Source organism: Streptomyces sp. NPDC006739 (assembly GCF_042869815.1).
GTDB lineage: Bacteria > Actinomycetota > Actinomycetes > Streptomycetales > Streptomycetaceae > Streptomyces.
The window spans coordinates 13,195-32,335 of record NZ_JBIAGM010000008.1; the positions used below are offsets into that span (position 1 = coordinate 13,195).

The 19,141-nt window shown below is 70.0% G+C and carries 11 protein-coding genes and 2 pseudogenes; 9 read left to right on the forward strand and 4 right to left on the reverse strand.

Annotation, left to right across the window (positions count from 1 at the left end; translation table 11 throughout):
* Positions 1 to 268 precede the first annotated feature (268 nt).
* From ACFYMM_RS17795 to ACFYMM_RS17810, 4 genes and pseudogenes are all read right to left on the reverse strand, one after another.
* The gene (locus ACFYMM_RS17795; RefSeq protein ID WP_388387389.1) at positions 269 to 2,326 is read right to left on the reverse strand and encodes a family 43 glycosylhydrolase; all 2,058 of its coding nucleotides are present in this window, start codon (positions 2,324 to 2,326) and stop codon (positions 269 to 271) included.
* A gap of 71 nt (positions 2,327 to 2,397) precedes the next feature.
* A complete protein-coding gene (locus ACFYMM_RS17800; RefSeq protein ID WP_388387391.1) occupies positions 2,398 to 3,297 on the reverse strand; it encodes an RICIN domain-containing protein in 900 nt (299 codons plus the stop codon).
* A gap of 151 nt (positions 3,298 to 3,448) precedes the next feature.
* Positions 3,449 to 4,501 carry a LacI family DNA-binding transcriptional regulator gene (locus ACFYMM_RS17805; RefSeq protein ID WP_388387393.1) on the reverse strand — a complete coding sequence of 351 codons (1,053 nt, stop codon included), beginning with the start codon at positions 4,499 to 4,501 and terminating at the stop codon, positions 3,449 to 3,451.
* A gap of 260 nt (positions 4,502 to 4,761) precedes the next feature.
* A pseudogene (locus ACFYMM_RS17810) lies at positions 4,762 to 5,220 on the reverse strand (hypothetical protein); the annotation flags it as partial.
* A gap of 151 nt (positions 5,221 to 5,371) precedes the next feature.
* Here ACFYMM_RS17810 and ACFYMM_RS17815 point away from each other — a divergent pair.
* The 9 genes and pseudogenes from ACFYMM_RS17815 (at position 5,372) to ACFYMM_RS17855 (ending at position 19,049) form a co-directional block, all read left to right on the forward strand.
* A complete protein-coding gene (locus tag ACFYMM_RS17815; RefSeq protein ID WP_388387395.1) occupies positions 5,372 to 7,054 on the forward strand; it encodes an ABC transporter substrate-binding protein in 1,683 nt (560 codons plus the stop codon).
* Positions 7,055 to 7,104: 50 nt separating this feature from the next.
* Positions 7,105 to 7,998 (forward strand): ABC transporter permease, encoded by an 894-nt coding sequence (locus ACFYMM_RS17820; protein WP_388387397.1) that lies wholly within the window; start codon positions 7,105 to 7,107, stop codon positions 7,996 to 7,998.
* Positions 7,995 to 8,963 carry a carbohydrate ABC transporter permease gene (locus ACFYMM_RS17825; protein WP_388387399.1) on the forward strand — a complete coding sequence of 323 codons (969 nt, stop codon included), beginning with the start codon at positions 7,995 to 7,997 and terminating at the stop codon, positions 8,961 to 8,963. The genes ACFYMM_RS17820 and ACFYMM_RS17825 overlap by 4 nt, the downstream gene beginning before the upstream one ends.
* A 207-nt stretch (positions 8,964 to 9,170) precedes the next feature.
* The gene (locus tag ACFYMM_RS17830; protein ID WP_388387401.1) at positions 9,171 to 9,350 is read left to right on the forward strand and encodes a hypothetical protein; all 180 of its coding nucleotides are present in this window, start codon (positions 9,171 to 9,173) and stop codon (positions 9,348 to 9,350) included.
* Positions 9,347 to 11,440, forward strand: a complete 2,094-nt coding sequence (locus ACFYMM_RS17835; RefSeq protein ID WP_388387403.1) for an alpha-galactosidase — start codon at positions 9,347 to 9,349, stop codon at positions 11,438 to 11,440. Before ACFYMM_RS17830 ends, ACFYMM_RS17835 begins: the two co-directional genes overlap by 4 nt.
* A gap of 153 nt (positions 11,441 to 11,593) precedes the next feature.
* A complete protein-coding gene (locus tag ACFYMM_RS17840) occupies positions 11,594 to 13,477 on the forward strand; it encodes an RICIN domain-containing protein (RefSeq protein ID WP_388387405.1) in 1,884 nt (627 codons plus the stop codon).
* Between the two features lie 104 nt (positions 13,478 to 13,581).
* Positions 13,582 to 15,099: a glycoside hydrolase family 43 protein gene (locus ACFYMM_RS17845; protein ID WP_388387407.1), complete on the forward strand. Its 1,518-nt coding sequence runs from the start codon at positions 13,582 to 13,584 to the stop codon at positions 15,097 to 15,099.
* A 122-nt stretch (positions 15,100 to 15,221) separates the two neighbouring features.
* A complete protein-coding gene (locus tag ACFYMM_RS17850; protein WP_388387409.1) occupies positions 15,222 to 16,994 on the forward strand; it encodes a cellulase family glycosylhydrolase in 1,773 nt (590 codons plus the stop codon).
* 73 nt (positions 16,995 to 17,067) lie between these two features.
* Positions 17,068 to 19,049, forward strand: a pseudogene (locus ACFYMM_RS17855) (TIM-barrel domain-containing protein).
* The last annotated feature ends 92 nt before the right edge of the window (positions 19,050 to 19,141 follow it).

Below are 19,141 nucleotides of genomic sequence, written 5' to 3' on the forward strand. Positions count from 1 at the left end.
GCGGCGGGAGAGCGTTCCCGAGGACGCGAGGGGGTGAGGCGCGAGGCGCGGGGGACTCACCTCCGAGTGGGGGCGGCCGGACGAGACGAGGAGGGCGATCCCCGAGCCAGGTCGAGTGCCTGATCGGAACCGCGCCGACCATGGGACGCTGGGCGCAGTGGTCCGGTCCCGGCAGGTCGGCTCGCCCTGGATTCAAGAAAGCCGACGGACCCGAACTGCCCGTGCGCCGGCTGCTGGCCGAACGGGCCCGCACCGACCCGACCAGGCACTACTGGCCGGTGACGCGGTGGAAGGTCCACCGCTGGTTGGAGCCGCCGGTGTCGCGGTATTGGATCAGTGCCGCGCCGTCGGCCGTGCTGCCCCCGCTGACGTCGAGCACCTTGCCGCTGTTGCGGTTGACCAGGATGAACTGACCGCCGGCCTGGGGGCGCAGCTGCCACTGCTGGCTCGTGCGGCCGTCGGCGGGCATCTGTACGACCCGTGCACCGTCCGCCAGTGAGGACCCCGCCACGTCGAGGACCTTGCCGCTGTTGACGCAGGTGATGGTGTGATACCCGTCCGCAGTGGACTGGAAGGTCCACTGCTGGTTCGGTTTGCCGTTGTCGGGCCACTGGATCACGTAGGCGCCGTCCGCGATCGAGGCGCCGGAGACGTCGGCGACCTTGCCGCTGCGCACGCTGACGCACGTGTAGGTCCGGGTGGGCGCGATGGTGTACTGCACCGAGTCGAAGTCGACGTAGCCGGTGTTGTCCGGGTTGTAGGTGTAGAGGCCGACCCGGTCGCCGCGGTAGCCGCCCCAGGTGAGCTGGTAGGTGCCGCCGAACGCGGTAAAGGTGTTTCCGTCGAGGCTGTAGGAGAACTGGCTGACGCCGCTCACGTTCCAGGTGGTGCGCAGCCACACGGCGTCCTGCGTGACGGCCGGGCCGTACGTCAGGGTGCCGCCGGCGTTGTGAGCGATCGTGGTGGTGGTGCGGGAGCGGTGGACGCCCAGTCCGGCGTAGCCGGCCGCGTAGTGGCACAGTCCGGCGTGCTGGCCGTCGGCGAGGCCGGCCAGTTCGAGGCGGACGGTCACCGTCGCGCCGCCCGCGGTGCGCAGCACCCGTTGGGTGAGGGTGTTGCCGGCCTTGGTCAGGTTGTCGGCCGCCAGCGGGGCGAACGCCTTCAGCCTCAGGTAGCCGGGGCGTTCGGTCAACGACCAGTGGTCCGCGCGCGGCTGGTAGTACCACTCCCACTGCGGCTTGATCCGGGTGTCGGTGAACAGGTCGCTGGTCACCACGGGGGGCAGTGCGTCGAGGGGCAGGCCGGGTGTGCCGCCGGCGGGTACCTGGCCGGTCCACACCATGGTGCCGATGCCGTCCGCGCCCACCTGGCCCAGGATCGGCCAGCCGTCCACCCAGGTCACCGGTAGCAGGGACAGCGGCCTTCCCTCCCAGTCGCCGTGGCCGTGGTGGGTCACGAAGTACCAGGCGCCGTCCGGGGCCTGCACCAGCCCGCCCTGGTTGGGCTCGCGGTCCACGGAGGCGTTGACGTGTTCCAGCTGCCGGGTCTCGTACGGGCCGTGGAGGCTGGAGCCGCGGTTCATCATGAGCACTCGGCCCTCGGGCTTCACCTCGCTGTACAGGTGGTAGTAGAGGCCGTTGATCTTGTACAGCTTGTTGGCCTCGCTGCCCGGCGACTGGTGGATGACCGTGGGCGAGCCGACCAGCGACTTGCCGTCCTCGGACAGCTTGAACAGGTTTATCTTGTAGCTGTCCGCATAGTGCGTGCTGACCAGGTAGCCCTGGCCGTCGTCGTCCCAGAACGGGCACGGGTCGTCCCAGCCGGAGGTCCGCCACACCGCCGTCAGCGGATCCCACGGCCCGCTCGGCGAGGGGGCCGACGTCATGAAGAAACCTTCGTCGGGGGTGTTGAAGTACACCCAGTACCGGCCCGCGTGGTAGCGGATGGCCCCGGCCCACACCCCGCGGCCGAAGCGGTTCATCCGGTCCCAGTTCAACAGGGGACCGATGCCGGTGAGATCGTCGACCGCGCCGCCGAGCGTCCGCCAGTTCACCAGGTCCGTCGAGTGCAGGACGGCCACCCCTGGCGAGTACCCGAACGTGCTGGTGATGCCGTAGTAGTCGGCGCCGACCCGGATGCAGTCCCAGTCGCTGAAGTCGCCCGGGAGGACGGGGTTGACGTAGGTGCCGTCGCCCTGGTCGCCCCATGTACCGGCGAAAGGTGTGACCGCTGCCGCCGCCGTGCCGGGGGGCAGCAGGCCCGGCAGCAGGAGCGCCCCGGTGCCGACCGCGGCGAGCCGGCCGAGCTGGCGTCTGGAGATGTCCACGATTTCCGTCCTTGTCCAGGAGTCATCACGTGTATGGGAGGGGGCGGCGCCTGTCCTGGCGGTCGGCGGAATCAGTCCACGTTCACCGCCTGCCACAGCTGGCTGTCGGCGTTCGTGTCCGTCGTCTGCACGAGCTGAGTCGACGAGCCGGACACCGCGAGCAGCATGCCGCTGTGCACGTTCTTGACCTTGTAGTAGCCGTTCCCCCTGGCGGTCAGCGTCCAGTGCTGGCTCGCGCCGTTGTCGTCCGGCTGCTGCAGGACGGTCGCACCGTCCGCGGTGGATGCGCCGGTGACGTCCATCAATTGGCCGCTGTTCTGGTTGACGATCTCGTAGCTGCCGTCACCCACCGGGACGAACCGCCAGTCCTGGTTCTGCGCTCCGGTGTCGTTCCACTGGATGACGTTCGCCCCGGCGGTCGACGATGCGCCCGAGACGTCGGCCGCCTTGCCGCTGCTCTTGTTGAGGATTTTGTAGAACGCGTTCGTGGCGGGGAAGGGGATGGCGGCGAACGCGTCCAGCGCGCAGACGGTGTTGGACGAGGCCGCGTTCTTCGTTCCGGCGCAGACGACCTTGATGGTGTGCGGACCCGCGGGGAGATCCGTCTCCTCGAACAGCGGCACCTGTTCCGTCACCGTCGAGGCGTAGGCGTCGATGCCCGACTGCGCCAGGGTGCCGTCGATGTAGACGTCGACCTTCCCCATGTTCGGCTGCTTCATGCTGAGATAGCGGACGCCCGAGCCGGTGAACGAGTACTGGACGTAGTCGCCGGTCTTGTTGGTGTACCTCTCGGATCCGTCGAAGTCCTTGGAGTCGTTCCAGTCCGACCAGGCGGAGGAGTAGGTGAGACCCGGGTCCTTGTCGGCGACGTAGGCCCATCCCCTGCCGTACGAGGGACTTCGACGCGGCGGACGCGTTCCCCTGGGCGTCCACGACGTAGAGGCGGTAGTCGCCGACCGTCGGCGGGACACTGACGGTCGTCGCCGTTCCGGACGCCTTGGTCAGCGGCTCTGTCGACTCACAGCTATCGGTAGCGTTTGGGCTGTAGGCACTCGGAGAAGTAGCAGGTGGGCGACGCGGCGGCGGACGTCCACTGGCCCCGCGGTCCCGGCGGCGGAGCCATCAGTCCTTCGGCGGCGCCGTGCTCTCCCGTACGGTGAGGGTCGTCGCGATCTCCAGCCCGGTCTGGGGTGCCTGCTCACCGCGGCCGAGGGTCAGTGCGAGTTCGGTCGCCGCGATGGCCATCTCGGTCAGCGGCTGATGGACGGTGGTCAATGGCGGGTCCACCCAGGAGACCGCCGGCAGGTCGTCGAAACCGACCACGCTCAGGTCCTCGGGGATGTACAGGCCGGCTTCGCGCGCGGCCTGGTAGACCCCGAGCGCCAGGAGGTCGTTCGCGGCGAAGATCGCGGTGGGGCGGTCGGGCCGGGACAGCAGGTCGCGCGCCGCGGCGTAGCCGTCCTCCCGGGCGAGCTTGGCGTGGACCACGAGGTCCGGATCGGCCGGCAGACCGGCGGCCTGCAGCGCCGAGCGGTAGCCGTCCAGCCGGGCAGCGCAGCACAGCACGTCCTGCGGTCCGCTGATCATCGCGATGCGGCGATGGCCCAGCTCGGTCAGGTGGCGGGTCGCGGCCCGGCCTCCGGACCAGTTGGTGGCGCCGACGAAGGGGACGTCGTCCGGCAGTTCACAGGTGGGATCGAAGACGACGAACGGAATGCCCTTCGCCTGGAGCTGCTCGCGCTCGGCCTCGGAGAGCTGCGCCACCGACAGCACGCAGTTCGGGCGGCGGGCCACTGTGTCGTCCCAGGTCGGAGCGGGTGAGTCGTGCAGGCCGAAGCGCGAGACCATCAGCCCCACGCGGTGCTTGCTGGCCACCCGCTCCACGCCCCGGATGATCTCCACGGCCCACATGCTCTCCAGCTCGCGGAACACCAGCTCCACCACGTTGTTGCGATGGGCCCCCGAAAGCTTGCGGTAGCCGTACCGGTCGATCAGCTCCTCGACGCGGGCACGGGTGCCGGGCGACACCCCCGACTTGCCGTTGAGCACCTTCGAGACGGTCGGAACCGATACGCCCGCCGACTCGGCGATGAAAGCGATCGTCACCGGCCGCGAGGAGTCGCCCCCGGGGCGTTCGCCGCCCTCCGCCGGTCTTTCCGCCGCGTCGTCAGCCACAGCCGCCTTCCGATCCTTCGCGTCCTCGCCGCCCCCATGGTCGGCCGAGCGACAGCCCTGCCCTGCGCGTGCGGCACCTTACGCGGTTGCCGCACAGCCGGACCAGGCACCCGCCCAGATCATGTTAGCTCTCTCCGCCCGCAAGCGACGAAACTCTCCTGCGGTAGCCCGACGCCCTGCCTCGCCGGAGGCCGGGATCGCGCCGCGGGATGTGTGCGGCGGCAGCAGCACGATCCGGTGCACGACCACCGAGCAGGCCGACGCCACGGCCGGGCCCGGTCGCCCGGTCTCAGCCCGCGGCTGCCCGGGGTGAGACGAGGCGGAACGCGGCCAGCCGGAAGTCCCCGTGCAGGGTGAGGCGCGAAGGCGCGCAGCTCGACCGAGACGGCTTCGGCGACCCGGCGCACCAGTTCCTCGTCCCAGGTCGCGCCCAACCCCACCGCCTGCGCGAAGACGGTCGCCTCGCCCAGCCACGCCACACCGTGCAGCGCCTCGGTCCCGGTGCGGAACGCCGCGACGCCCAGACGCGGCACCGCGGGAGCGTACTGGTGCAGCATCGCGAGCTTTTCGTCGAGGGTGAGTCGTTCGAGCAAGTCGCCGACGCGCGTCCGCAGGAGCAGCGCCGGGTCCTTGAACGGAAAGTTTTCGACAGCGGAGACGGCTGGCGGACTCACGCAGCTGACCCCCAGCAGTGGGATGGGACAGAAGTCGAAGCGCATCGACGCTGCCACGAGGCCGTCTGGACTGTCAACGAAAGCAGAAAGGATATTTTGCTTTTGTTTCTCCTCTTGCCTGGTAGGAGAGCGGTCGATACGGTCCCGCCAGTCGTTTAAGCGCTTCGACGCTTCACAGGGGAAGGGCCGCCTCCAGATGAGCAGTCACCTGAATCGAAGAACCTTCATCGGTACGGCCGCGTCGGTCGCGGGAGCCGCAGCGATGGCGCCGCTGCTGTCCGCCTGCGGAGGGGGCACGCACCAGAAGACCGGTGCGAACACCAAGTCGGGTCTGAAGGCGGCGCTGCCGGCCTACGTGCCCAGCGCGGCCGTGAAGCCGGACATCCCGTCCGTGTCGGGTGGCGGCAACGGGGCGGCGACCGACCCGGGGTTCCTGCGCTACCCCACCGACCAGGTCGCGACGGTCTCCGGAGTGCCGGGCAAGGGCGGCAGCTACACGGCGGTCACCCCGTTGTGGGGGACCGTCCCCTCCGCGGGGAACTCCTTCTACCAGGCCATGAACAAGGCCCTCGGTGTCGACCTCGCCGTCAAGCCGACCGACGGCAACAACTACAACACCATCGTCCCCACGATGACCGCCGCGCGCCGCCTGCCCGACTGGATCCAGCTGCCGGCCTGGTGGAACAACGCCTTCAACACCGGTGAACTGGCCGGGACCCAACTCGCGGACCTCACCCCCTACCTGGCCGGCGACAAGGTCAAGAAGTACCCGAACCTCGCCGCCCTGCCCACCGGCGCCTGGCAGACCTGCGCGTGGGGCGACAAGATCTACGGAATCCCCTGCGGCTCCACCAACTTCTCGCTCGCCGGCGCCGTCTTCTACCGCCGTGACATCCTGGAGGCCAAGGGGATCACCGCGGACCAGATCAGGTCCGCCGACGACATGTGGAACCTGGGCAAGGAGCTGACCGACGCCAAGCGCGGTGTGTGGGCCTTCGACGAACTGTGGACCTACCTCTCCCTCTTCTGGGGCGTGCCGGCGCAGTGGAAGCTGGTGGACGGCAAGCTGGTCCACAAATACGAGCTGCCGGAGTTCCTGGAGGCCATGAACTGGCACTACCGCCTGGCGAAGTCCGGCTTCATGCACCCCGACGCCCTGGCGGGGAACGGCGCCGGCCAGGGCACCCGCTTCTACTCCGGGAAGGTGCTGATCGCCGGCGGGGGCCTCGGCGCGTGGAACCTTGCCGACCACCAGTCGGGCACCACCGCGGACAAGCACTACCGCCGCGGCGCGTTCAACACCTTCGCCGCCGACGGCAAGAGCACCCCGAGCATCTTCCTCAGCCCTTCCGCCAGCATGATCAGCTACCTGAACAAGCGCCTGAATCCGGCCCAGATCGAGGAACTGCTGTCGGTGGCCAACTACCTGGCCGCGCCCTACGGCACGCGCGAGTACACCATGGTCAACTTCGGTGTCGAGGGCGTCCACTACACGATGAACAACGGTGTGCCGACGGCGACCAAGGAGGGCCAGAAGTTCGTCCAGGCGACCACCTACCCCTTCCTGGCCTCGCCGGCCTCCGTGATCAGCAACCAGGGCGCCGACGTCGTCACCAAGGACTACACCGGCTGGGCGGCCACGAACGTGAAGTACGGATACAAGCCGCTGTTCTGGGACGTGAACATCAGCCTGTCGCAGTCGCTGGCGACAGCCGCCGCCGGACAGTCGGTGGAGGACACCATGAGGGACTGCTACCACGGCAAGAAGAAGGTCTCCGACGTCCAGGCGGCCATCTCCAGCTGGAAGTCCAGCGGTGGTGACCGCCTGACGCGATGGATGACCACGAACGTCCTGGACAAGGTCGGGACCGGCCAGTGAGCGTCCAGCAGCCGCATGACACGGGACGCACTGTGCGGCTGAACTGGCGGATGAGGATACGGCGCGACAAGACGCTGCTCCTGATGACCGTGCCCTCGATCGCGCTGCTGCTGGTCTTCAACTACGCGCCGCTGTTCGGCCTGGCCACCGCGTTCCAGGACTACGACCCGCTGATCGGAGTCCGGCACAGCCAGTGGGTGGGATTCGACCAGTTCCGCCAGCTGTTCCACGACCCGCAGTTCTGGGACTCGCTGAAGAACACGATCTACCTCAGCTTCGTCCAGCTGATCCTGTTCTTCCCGATCCCCGTCGTGCTGGCCCTGCTGCTGAACACGGTGCTCAGCACGCGGGTGCGCAATTTCATCCAGTCCGTGGTCTACCTGCCTCACTTCTTCTCGTGGGTGCTCACGATCACCGTCTTCCAGCAGATGCTCGGCGGCGCGGGCCTGCTCAACCAGTACCTGCGCTCGCACGGCATGAGCACATGGGACATCATGACCAACCCGCACACCTTCGCCCTGCTGGTCACCGGCCAGGCGGTGTGGAAGGAGGCCGGCTGGGGGATCATCGTCTTCCTGGCCGCACTGGCCGGCATCAACAGGGAGCTGTACGAGGCCGCCGCGGCCGACGGCGCGGGTCGCTGGCGGCGGATGTGGCACATCACCCTGCCAGGCATGCGCGGAGTGATCGTGCTGATGCTGGTCCTGCGGCTGGGCAACGCGCTGTCGGTGGGCTTCGAGCAGTTCCTGATCCAGCGTGACGCGGTGGGCCACTCGTCCGCGGACGTGCTGGACACCTTCTCCTTCTACTACGGCATCGCCACCAACAACTACAGCTACGGAGCGGCTGCCGGGCTGTTCAAGAGCGTGATCTCACTGCTGCTCATCTGGGGTGCCAACAAGCTGGCGCACGCCTTCGGCGAAGACGGGTTGTACCGCTCATGACCAACATCCTCACCATCAGCCCCACCCGCGCCGGAGCGGCGGCTCAGGCCCGCGGCAGCAGGGCCGGATCGGCGCGCCCGCCGTGGGAGGAACCGCCCACCGTCGTCGGACGGACCGTCAAGGGACTGACCCTGACCGGGGTCGTCGCGGTGGTGTTGGTCCCCATCTGGATCATCTTGGTGACCAGCTTGTCCACTCCCGGGGCGATCAACCGGGCCGGAGGCCTGGTGATCTGGCCGGACGGCCTGACCGTGGAGCCGTACCGCGAGATGCTCCTCGACCCGACCGTGCGGACCTCGCTGCTGGTGAGCCTGGGCATCACCTTGATCGGCACCGCGGTCTCGATGGCCGGGTCGGTCATGTGCGCCTACGGCCTGTCCCGGCCCCGCTCCTTCGCGCACCGCTTCCTGCTGTTGCTGCTGATCGTCACGATGTTCGTCAACGGCGGCCTGATCCCCACCTTCCTGGTCGTCACCGACCTCGGCGGCTACGGCAAGTACTGGGCACTGATCCTGCCCAGCGCGGTCTCGGTGTTCAACATCCTGGTCCTGCGCGCCTTCTACTCCGAGACCTCCGGCGAGCTCATCGACGCGGCCCGGCTCGACGGCGCGGGCGACTGGCGGATCCTGTGGTCCGTCGTCCTGCCCACCTCGCGCGCCGTGACCGCCGTGGTCGCCCTCTTCTACGCGGTGGGCTACTGGAACGCCTTCTTCAACGTGATGCTCTACATGCCCACCGACAGCCAGAAGTGGCCGCTGCAGTACGTCCTGCTCACCTACGTCAACCGAGGCGTCGGCCTGCCCGGCTCGGTCAACGCCGGCTTCGGCAGCGCCCACGCCCGGACCGCGCCGCTGTCCCTGCAGATGGCGGTCGTGGTGCTGACCCTGGTCCCGCTCCTGATCGTCTACCCGTTCGTCCAGAAGCACTTCCGCACCGGCGTGCTGACCGGCGCGATCAAAGGCTGACGTGATCGGCCGCCGTACCACCCCGCGGACCGGAAGCGGCCCCGTGCGCCCGACCCGGCCGCGTGGCAGGGGCCGACAGAGCACCGGCTCCGCGCCGCGGTAACACCGGCACCGGCCCGAACGCGGCCCACCGCATCCGCGCGGTGCCGGTCGAGCGCGCCCGCGGCAGCAAGCCTTCCCGGCCCCAGACTTGAGGAGAAGCCCCGTATGTCCCCGCACAGCTTGCGCTGCCCCGAGCGGACGCCCGAGCCGGCGATGACCGGCCTGGACAACGAGGTCCGGTCGTACGGCGAGGAGGCGTACCCGATCCCGCGCGAGAACCCGCACGTGCGGGAGCGGCCGCCTGTCCGCGACGCCGCGGATGCCGGTGCGGAGGTGGCGCTGTGACCGCCACGCCGACCCAGCAGACCCTCAGCTGGGGCCACGACGCGTTGCGGCTCGACCTGCGCATCGCCGCCGACGGCACCACCCGACTCGACCTGGGCGCGCCCACCGACCCGGCCCGGGACGGCGCGCTGCCGCTGGTCGAGGTCATCGCCACCGGCCACGGCCGGTTCTGGTCCAGCCACCGCCTGGTGGACAGCACTCTCGGCGCGCGGCTGCGGCACCGCGCGCACCACGTCACCCGCGAGGGCGGGTGGCATGTGCTCACCGTCGCGCTGCACGACCCGGACACCGGACTGGTCGCCGAGGTGGTGTACCGGTCCCCGGACGGCGTGCCGGCCCTGCGCGCCGAAGTGACGCTGCGCAACGAGGGCGGCGGCACCCTGCACCTCGAATCGGTGACCTCGCTGGCCCTCGGCGGCATCACCGACATCGACCTGGACACCGCCGACGTGTGGTGGGCCGACAACGACTGGCTCGCCGAGTTCCGCTGGCAGCGCCGGCCGCTGCGGGCTGCGCTGCCCCAACTCAGCGGGCGGGTCCGGTACGGGTACGGCAAGGGCTCGTTCGCGCGGGCCGGGCAGGGCACCTGGTCCAGCTGCGGCCACCTGCCGATGGGCGCGCTGTCCGACCGCGCGTCCGGCCGCGCCTGGGTGTGGCAGGTCGAGCACAACGGCGGCGGCTGGCGCTGGGACTGCGGCGACCGGCACGACACCGCCTACCTGGCGCTGTCCGGCCCCACGGACGGCGACCACGGCTGGCGGCACCCGCTGGAACCAGGCGGCGAGTTCCGCGCGGTGCCGGTGTCGGTGGCGTTCGGCGACCGGCTGGACGACGCGTTCGGCGCGCTGACCCGCTACCGCCGCGCGAGCCGCCGCCCGCACCCGGACCACGAGAACCTCCCGGTGGTCTTCAACGACTACATGAACTGCCTGATGGGCGACCCGACCACCGAGAAGCTGCTGCCGCTGGTGGACGCCGCCGCGGACGCCGGCGCGGAGTACTTCGTGATCGACGCCGGCTGGTACGACGACAGCGCCGGCTGGTGGGACAGCGTCGGCGAGTGGGAGGCGTCCACCACCCGGTTCCCCGGTCCGCGCGGCATCCACGAGGTGCTGGACCGGATCCGCGAGCGCGGCATGGTGCCCGGCCTGTGGCTGGAGCCTGAGGTGGTCGGGGTGCGCAGCCCGATCGCCGCCACGCTGCCGGACGAGGCGTTCTTCCGCCGCGACGGCGTGCGGGTGGTGGAGACCGGGCGGTACCAGCTCGACCTCCGGCACCCGGCCGCCCGCGCCCACCTGGACACCGTGGTGGACCGACTGGTCGGCGACTGGGGCGTCGGCTACCTGAAGCTGGACCACAACATCGACGCCGGCACCGGGACCTGCGGCCACCCCGCCGAGGTTCCGGCCGCCGGGGCGCTCGGCCACCACCGGGCGCACCTGGCCTGGCTGGACGGCGTGCTGGACCGGCACCCGCACCTGGTGCTGGAGGACTGCGCGTCCGGCGGCATGCGCGCGGACCACGCGTTGCTGTCCCGTATGCAACTGCTGTCCACCAGCGACCAGCAGAACCTGCAGCTCTACGCGCCGATCGCAGCCGCCGCGCCGACCGTCGTCACCCCCGAGCAGGGCGCCGTGTGGGCCTACCCGCAACCCGACGACACCCCGGACGAGGTGGCGTTCACGCTGGTGAGCGCGCTGCTCGGGCGGATCCACCTGTCCGGAGAGCTGGCCGGCCTGGGGCCGGAGGCACGCGCCCTGGTGCACCAGGCGGTGGCGGTCTACCGCGACCTGCGCGCCGACCTGCCGGACGCGCTGCCGGTGTGGCCGCTGGGCCTGCCGGCCTGGGACGACCCCTGGGTGGCGCTGGCCCTGCGCACCCCGGACACCACCTACCTGACCGCGTGGCGCCGCCCCGGCGCCGACCCGACCACCACCCTGCGCCTGCCGCACCTGCGGGACACCCCGGCGGTCGCGACACCGGTCTTCCCCGCCGAAACCAGCGTCACCACCGCCTGGAACCCCGGTACGGCGGAACTCACGCTGACCCTGCCCACGGCCCCGTCGGCCGTCCTGCTCCGCCTGAGCTGACCCGCGCCCACCCCACGGGGCCGCCCCACGGTGCGATGAGGGCTCCACCCCACCCCTGCCTGCCGTGCCCGGGCGTACGGCTGGAAGCCCGCCGTTCCGCAGGCGGGAGCACCACCACGTCCCTGCCCGAACCACGACCCGATGGAGGGTTTCGTGAAACGGTTCCTCCGAGCAGCGCGTGATCGCCTGCTCGCCCCAGCCGCCGCTCTGACGCTCACCGCCGCCGCCCTGTCCGTCGGCGCGCTCACCGCCGCCGCTCCGGAAGCCATCGCAGCCACCGCCACCACCTCGGCCACGGTGACGGTCGACACCACCCACTGGCTGGCGAACTACTCGTCCACCACCCCCGGCCTGAACACCCAGGTCTACGACGCCAACATGAACCGCTCGGACATCCCCGGACTGCTCAGCAAGGCCGGTGTCGGGATGATGCGCTACCCGGGCGGCAGCTACGCCGACATCTACCACTGGCAGACCAACACCGCCGACGGCGGAGTCGTCGCCCCGAACACCGACTTCGACTCGTTCATGGGCACCGTCCGGGCCGCGCACGCGCAGCCGATCATCACCGCGGACTACGGGTCGGGCACCCCGCAGGAGGCCGCCGACTGGGTGCGGTACGCCAACATCACCAAGGGCTACGGCGTCAAGTACTGGGAGATCGGCAACGAGATCCCCGGCAATGGCGAGTACGGCGCGCAGTGGGAGACGGACAAGCACTCCAGCCACAGCGCCACCACCTACGCCACCAACCTCGTGCAGTTCATCTCGGCGATGAAGGCGGTCGACCCCAGCGTCAAGATCGGGGCGGTGCTCACCACACCCGGGAGCTGGCCGGACGGCATCGTCGGCCCCGGTGACACCCAGGACTGGAACCACACGGTCCTGTCGATCGCCGGTCCGAAGATCGACTTCGTGATCGTGCACGACTACCCGACCAGCACCAGCGAAGCCGACCTGCTGACCAAGCCGCAGACCGACGTGCCGAAGATGGCGGGCACGGTGCGGTCGCTGATCAACCAGTACGCCGGCAGCAACGCGCCGAACGTGAACATCGCCATCACCGAGACGAACGTCGACAAGTACAAGGACACGGCCCCGAACGGCTTGTTCGCCCCGGACCAGATGCTGACCTGGGCGGAGAACGGCGCGTTCACCGTCGACTACTGGGCCATGCACAACGGCACCGACTGCTCCCATGTGACCACGGTGGACGGTGCCACCGACTACGACGAAGGGGGCGTGCTGGCCAGCGGCCCGTCCTGCGAGCCGCCGTTGAACACCCCGTTCGCGCCCTACTACGGCATCTCCATGGTCAGCAAGCTGGCCCAGTCCGGCGACTCGCTGATCAAGACCAGCGGCTCCACCCCGCTGATCTCCGCGCACGCGGTGCACCGCGGCAACGGCGACGTGAACGTGATGCTGATCAACAAGGACCCGAACAACAGCACCACGGTGTCCCTGTCCTACAACGGGTTCACACCGTCCTCGGCCGCCCCGACGGTGTACACCTACCTGAAGAACGGCACCTCGATCACGTCGTCCACCAGCGGCTCCGCCACCACCCAGACCGTCCCCGCGTACTCGGTGGTCGTGGTGCAGATGCACCCGAGCAGCGGTGGCGGCACCGGCGGCGGCACCGGCTCGCTGCACGCGGTCGGCTCGGGCAAGTGCCTGGACATCAACAACGGCAGCACCACCGCCGGGACGCAGGCCCAGATCTGGGACTGCAACGGCGGTACGGCCCAGACCCTGACGCGCACCTCGGCCAAGGAGTACCGCCTCTACGCCAACACCTCCACCCCGATGTGCCTGGACGACTACGGCAGCGGCACGACGAACGGCACCGCCGCCGTGATCTGGCCGTGCAACGGCGGCGCCAACCAGCAGTGGAACGTCAACTCCAACGGCACGGTCACCAACGTGCTGACGGGGCTGTGCCTGGACGTGAACGGGTTCGGCACCGCGAACGGCACCAAGGTGCAGCTCTGGACCTGCGGCTCGAACCAGAACAACCAGCAGTGGGCGTTCGGCTGACACCTGTCGGCTGAGCCGCATCGGGCGGCCCGGCGCCTCGCCGGACCGCCCCTCCCGTCGAACGACGACCTGAACAGGGCCAGCTGCCCTGGAGAGGAACGAGTGTGCCCGACCAGCACCAGGCGACCGCCGCCGTCAGCAATCCGATCATCCCCGGGTTCCACCCCGACCCCACGGTGTGCCGGGTCGGCGACGACTACTACCTCGCCTGCTCCAGCTTCGAGTACTTCCCGGGCGTGCCGGTCTTCCACAGCCGCGACCTGGTCAACTGGACGCAGATCGGCAACGCGCTGGACCGGCCCGAGCAACTGGCCCTGCCACTGGACTCGCCGTCCTCCGCCGGCGTCTACGCGCCCACCCTCCGGCACCACGACGGAGTGTTCCACCTGATCGTCACCAACGTCAGCGGCTACGGGAACCTGCTGGTCACCGCCACCGACCCGGCCGGCCCGTGGTCCGACCCCGTCCGCCTGCCGGACGTGCCCCGCATCGACCCGGACCTCGCCTGGGACGAGGACGGCACCTGCTGGTGCACCTGCGCCGGCGTTCAGCAGGTCCGGCTCGACCCGACCACCGGCAAGGTGACCGGCGAACCCAAGGACGTCTGGTCCGGCACCCCCGGCGCCCGCTACCCCGAGGCCCCGCACCTCTACCACATCGGCGAGCACTGGTACCTGATGATCGCCGAGGGCGGCACCGAGCGTGCGCACGCCGTTTCCATCGCCCGTGGCACGTCCCCGAACGGGCCCTTCGAGCCGTGCCCGCACAATCCGATCCTCACCCACCGCGGCCGTGAGCACCCGGTGCAGAACACCGGCCACGCCGACCTCGTACAGGGACCGGACAGCTCCTGGTGGCTGGTACTGCTCGGCGTCCGCCCGAACGGCGGCACCCCCGGCTGGCACGTACTCGGCCGTGAGACCTACCTCGCCCCGGTCATCTGGAACGAGGAGGGCTGGCCGGTGGTCGGCTCGCCCGACCTGGAGCTGACCGTCCCGAAATGGCCGCTTTACCCCGCGCCCCCGGTGCCGGTGCGCGACGACTTCGACGACGAGCGGCTCGCCCCGCAGTGGATCTCGCTGCGCGACCGCCCGGCCGAGCTGATCACCACCGGCGAACGCCCCGGGTGGCTGAGCCTGCGGGCCCGGGGCGCGTCGCTCGACGACCGGGACGTGGTGTTCGTCGGCCGCCGCCAGCAGCACCACGTGTGCCGGGCCAGCGCCCTGGTCGACGCGACCGAGGGCGCCGGCGGCCTGGCGGTGCGATTGGACGAGCAGCACCACTACGAGGTGGAGGTCGCCGGCGGCGAGGTGCGCGTGGTCGCCCGCCTCGGCTCGGTGCGCAGCGTGGTCGCGTCCCGACCCTCGCCGGCCGGACCGGTGGTGCTGCGGGTGGACGTCACGACCCCGGCGCCGGACTACCCGGGCAGCGGCCCCGACCTCGTCACGCTCGGATTCGAGGAGCCGGACGGCACGGTCACCGCGCTGGCCGCACTGGACGGCCGCTACCTGTCCACCGAGGTGGCCGGCGGCTTCACCGGTCGCGTCATCGGCGTCTACGCCGCGACCGGCACCGTCCACGTCGACTGGTTCGACTACCAGCCGCTCACCCAGGAGTCGTGACACGAGACTCCCCCCGGCACGACGGTCACCGGCCGCGTCTCCTGAGCGCCGCACCCGTCCGCCCAACCTGTGCACGGCAACCGCGTGCACGAGGAAATCCCGACGATCGAGAGGCACCGAACATGACCGGAAGACCCCGTCCGGGGAGAGCCGGCCGGCGGCTGTGGCTGCTGGTGAGCCTGCCCCTGGTCCTGATCACCGCGGTTGGTGTACCCAGCGCCTCGGCCCTGGCCGACACCGCCACGAACCCCGTCGCGAACACCACCGCGAGCACCACCGTGGACGCGGACGCCCGCACCGGCGCGCGGGCCGTGGTGGCGGCGATGCAGCCGAGCTGGAACCTGGGCAACACCCTGGACGCCATCCCGAACGAGACGGCGTGGGGCAACCCGCTGACCACCAAGACGGTGTTCGACACCGTCCGGGCGGCCGGGTACCGCAGTGTGCGGATCCCGGTGACCTGGAGCAACGCCCAGGCCACCACCGCGCCGTACACGATCGACCCGACGTACATGGCGCGGGTCAAGCAGGTCGTGGACTGGGCCATCTCGGACGGCCTGTACGTGGACCTGAACGTGCACCACGACTCCTGGCAGTGGATCAAGAACATCACCACCGCCGACCACGACGCGGTGCTCGCCCGGTTCGACTCGACCTGGCAGCAGATCGCGGCCGCGTTCAAGGACGAGCCGCGCAAGCTGCTGTTCGAGAGCGTCAACGAGCCGCAGTTCAGCGACAACGCCACCGATGCGCAGAAGACCCGGGCGATGGACGAGCTGAACACCTCGTTCCACACGATCGTCCGGAAGTCCGGCGGCCGCAACGCCACCCGTGTGCTGCTGCTGCCCGACCAGAACACCAGCCCGACCCCGCAGAAGATGAGCGAGCTGTACACGACGATCACCAAGCTGCACGACCCGAACCTCGGGGCGACGGTGCACTACTACAGCTTCTGGCCGTTCAGCGTGAACAACGGCGGCTTCACCACCTACAACCAGCAGACCCAGCAGGACCTGATCGACGACTTCACCGCGGTGCACGACGTCTTCGTGGCCAAGGGCATCCCGGTGTACCTGGGCGAGTACGGCACGCTGTCCTACCCGGACTTCACCAAGCCCGACCAGATCGAGCGGGGCGAGGCGTTCAAGTACTTCGAGCAGCTGGGCTACGAGGCGCGGATCAACGGCATCACCACCTCGTTGTGGGACGCCGGCTCCTTCCTCAACCGCAACACCCTCCAGTGGCGCGACCCCGAGCTGACCGCGCTGATCAGGGCGAGCTGGCACACCCGCTCCGGTACCGCGTCCACCGACCAGGTGTTCCTGCCGAAGTCCGCGCCGGTCGCCGCGCACACCGTCACCCTCAACCTCAACGGCCTGTCCTTCCGGGGCCTGTGGCAGGGACACACCCGGCTGCGTCCCGGCGTGGACTACGCGGTGTCCGGTGACCAGCTCACGCTGACCCCCTCGCTGCTCACCCGGCTGGGCGGCGACCGGGCGAACGGCGAGAACGCCACCTTCCAGGCGCGGTTCTCCCGGGGCGTGCCGTGGACGTTCCACGTGATCAGCAACGACCTGCCGGTGCAGTCCGACGCGACCGGCACGATCAGCTCGCTGACCATCCCCACCCAGTTCAAGGGCGACGTGCTGGCCACCATGGAGTCCCGGTACGCGGACGGCAGCAACGCCGGCCCCTACTCCTGGACCCCGTACCAGGAGTTCAACACCCACTTCACGCCGGACTACCCGCACGGCGCGATCCGGCTGACCTCCGACTATCTCAAGACCCTCACCGACGGCTCCACCGTCACCCTGAAGTTCGACTTCTGGAGCGGGGCCTCCGTCACGTACCACGTGACCAGGTCCGGCGACACGGTCACCGGCACCGTCTCCTGACCACCGATCGACCGACCCCGGCCCCGTGTGCTCCCACACGAGGCCGGGCGTCGGAAGAACAAGAGGAATCGCCTTGCCCTACAGCATCAGCGCGGATGGCCTGGAACGTCACACCGCCGAAGAGATCCTCCGTGTCGAACCCTGGGGGCCGCACGCGGTCCGGGTCCGGGCCTCGTCCGGGACAGTCGCCCCTTCCGCTCCCGGCGCGCTGGAGATCCCCCCGCCCTCCCCCCCCGCGTCGACGTGTCCGTCGCGGAAGACGGCTCTGCCCGCCTGGTCAACGGTCGCCTCGCTGTCGAGGCCCTGCCGGACGGCCGGCTGAGGTTCCTGCACGCCGCCTCGGGCCGTGAACTCCTCGCCGACAAGTCCCCGTACCCCCATCATCCCGGCCCCCGCGTCCATGCGGCCGGCGGCCGGACGGAACAGCACTTCGAGGCCTACGCCGGCGAGCGGCTGCACGGCCTCGGGCAGCATCTGCACGGGCTCCTGGACCAGAAGGGCTGTGTGATCGACCTCGTCCAGGGCAACACGGTGGCCGCCATCCCCTTCCTGCACTCCTCGCGCGGCTACGGACTGCTGTGGAACAACCCCGCCACCGGCCGTGCCGAACTGGGCACCGACACCACCCGGTGGGTCGCCGACGCCGGCGGGCGGGTCGACTACTGGATCACCGCCGGTGACACTCCGGCCCAGATCCTGGACGCCTACACCCTGGCCACCGGACGTCCGCCGCTCCTGCCCGAGTGGGCGTCCGGTTTCTGGCAGTCCAAACTGCGCTACCGTACCCAGGACGAACTCCTGGCCGTGGCACGGCAGTACAAGGAACGCGGACTGCCGCTGTCCGTCATCGTCTGCGACTTCTTCCACTGGCCCGCGATGGGCGACTGGCGTTTTGAAGCAAGCGAGTGGCCCGATCCCGCCGCGATGGTGGCAGAGCTCTCCGGCCTCGGGGTGAAGCTCGCGGTCTCGGTATGGCCCACCGTCGAGCCGGGCAGTGACACCTTCGACGAGCTGCGCTCGGCCGGTTGCCTCGTACGGGACGGCGACGGCGGCCTGCTCACCTACCACTGGCCCTCCCGTAGCGCCGAGGAGCCGATGCGCCGGATGGCGTACTACGACGCGACCAACTCCCACGCGCGCGCCGCGCTGTGGCGACGACTGAGCGACAACTACCTTTCGGCGGGCGTGGCCTGCTTCTGGCTGGACGCCTGCGAACCCGACCTGTCCCGGGATGTCGCCGACCGTGCCGTCTACGCCGCCGGTCCGGCCGCCGAGGCCGCGAACCTCTACCCGCTCCTGCACACCCGAACCGTCGCCGACGGCCTGCGCGCGGTCGGCGAGGACCGGCCGTTGTCCCTCGTCCGGTCCGCATGGGCGGGCAGCCAGAAGTACGGCGCCGCACTGTGGTCCGGCGACGTCCCCACTACCTTCGACTCCCTCGCGCGGCAGATCAGAGCCGGACTGAACGTCGCGATGAGCGGCGTCCCCTGGTGGAACACCGACATCGGCGGCTTCTTCGGCGGCGACCCCGACGACCCCGCCTACCGCGAGCTGCTGATCCGCTGGTTCCAGTACGGCACCTTCGGCCCCGTCATGCGGCTGCACGGGGACCGGGTGCCCAACCACCCGACCTTCTCCACCGACATGACCGGCGGACCGAACGAGGTCTGGTCCTACGGGGAGCAGGCGTACGGCATCCTCCGGGACCACCTGCTGCTGCGCGAACGCCTGCGCCCGTACCTGAACACGCTGTCCCAGGACGCGCACCGCACCGGCGCACCGCCGATGCGCCCGCTTTTCTTCGACTTCCCCGAGGACGAACGCGCCTGGGACGTGGACGACCAGTTCCTGCTCGGCCCCGACGTGCTGGTGGCACCGGTGTACGAGCCGGGCGCGCGCACCCGCCGGGTCTACCTGCCCGCCGGCGCCCGCTGGTACGACCCGGCCACCACACACGTGCTGGAGGGTGGAACGGCACCCGACGCCGACGCCCCACTGGAGCGCATACCCGTCTTCGTACGCGAAGGAGCCGCCGTCGCACACGCGTTGCGCTGACTTGCGCAGGTGCCGGGACGTGCATCCGTGCGGCCCGCACTTCCTTCAGGACCGCGGCGGTTCGAACGAAGAAAGCCCCTTCTCGGCAGATG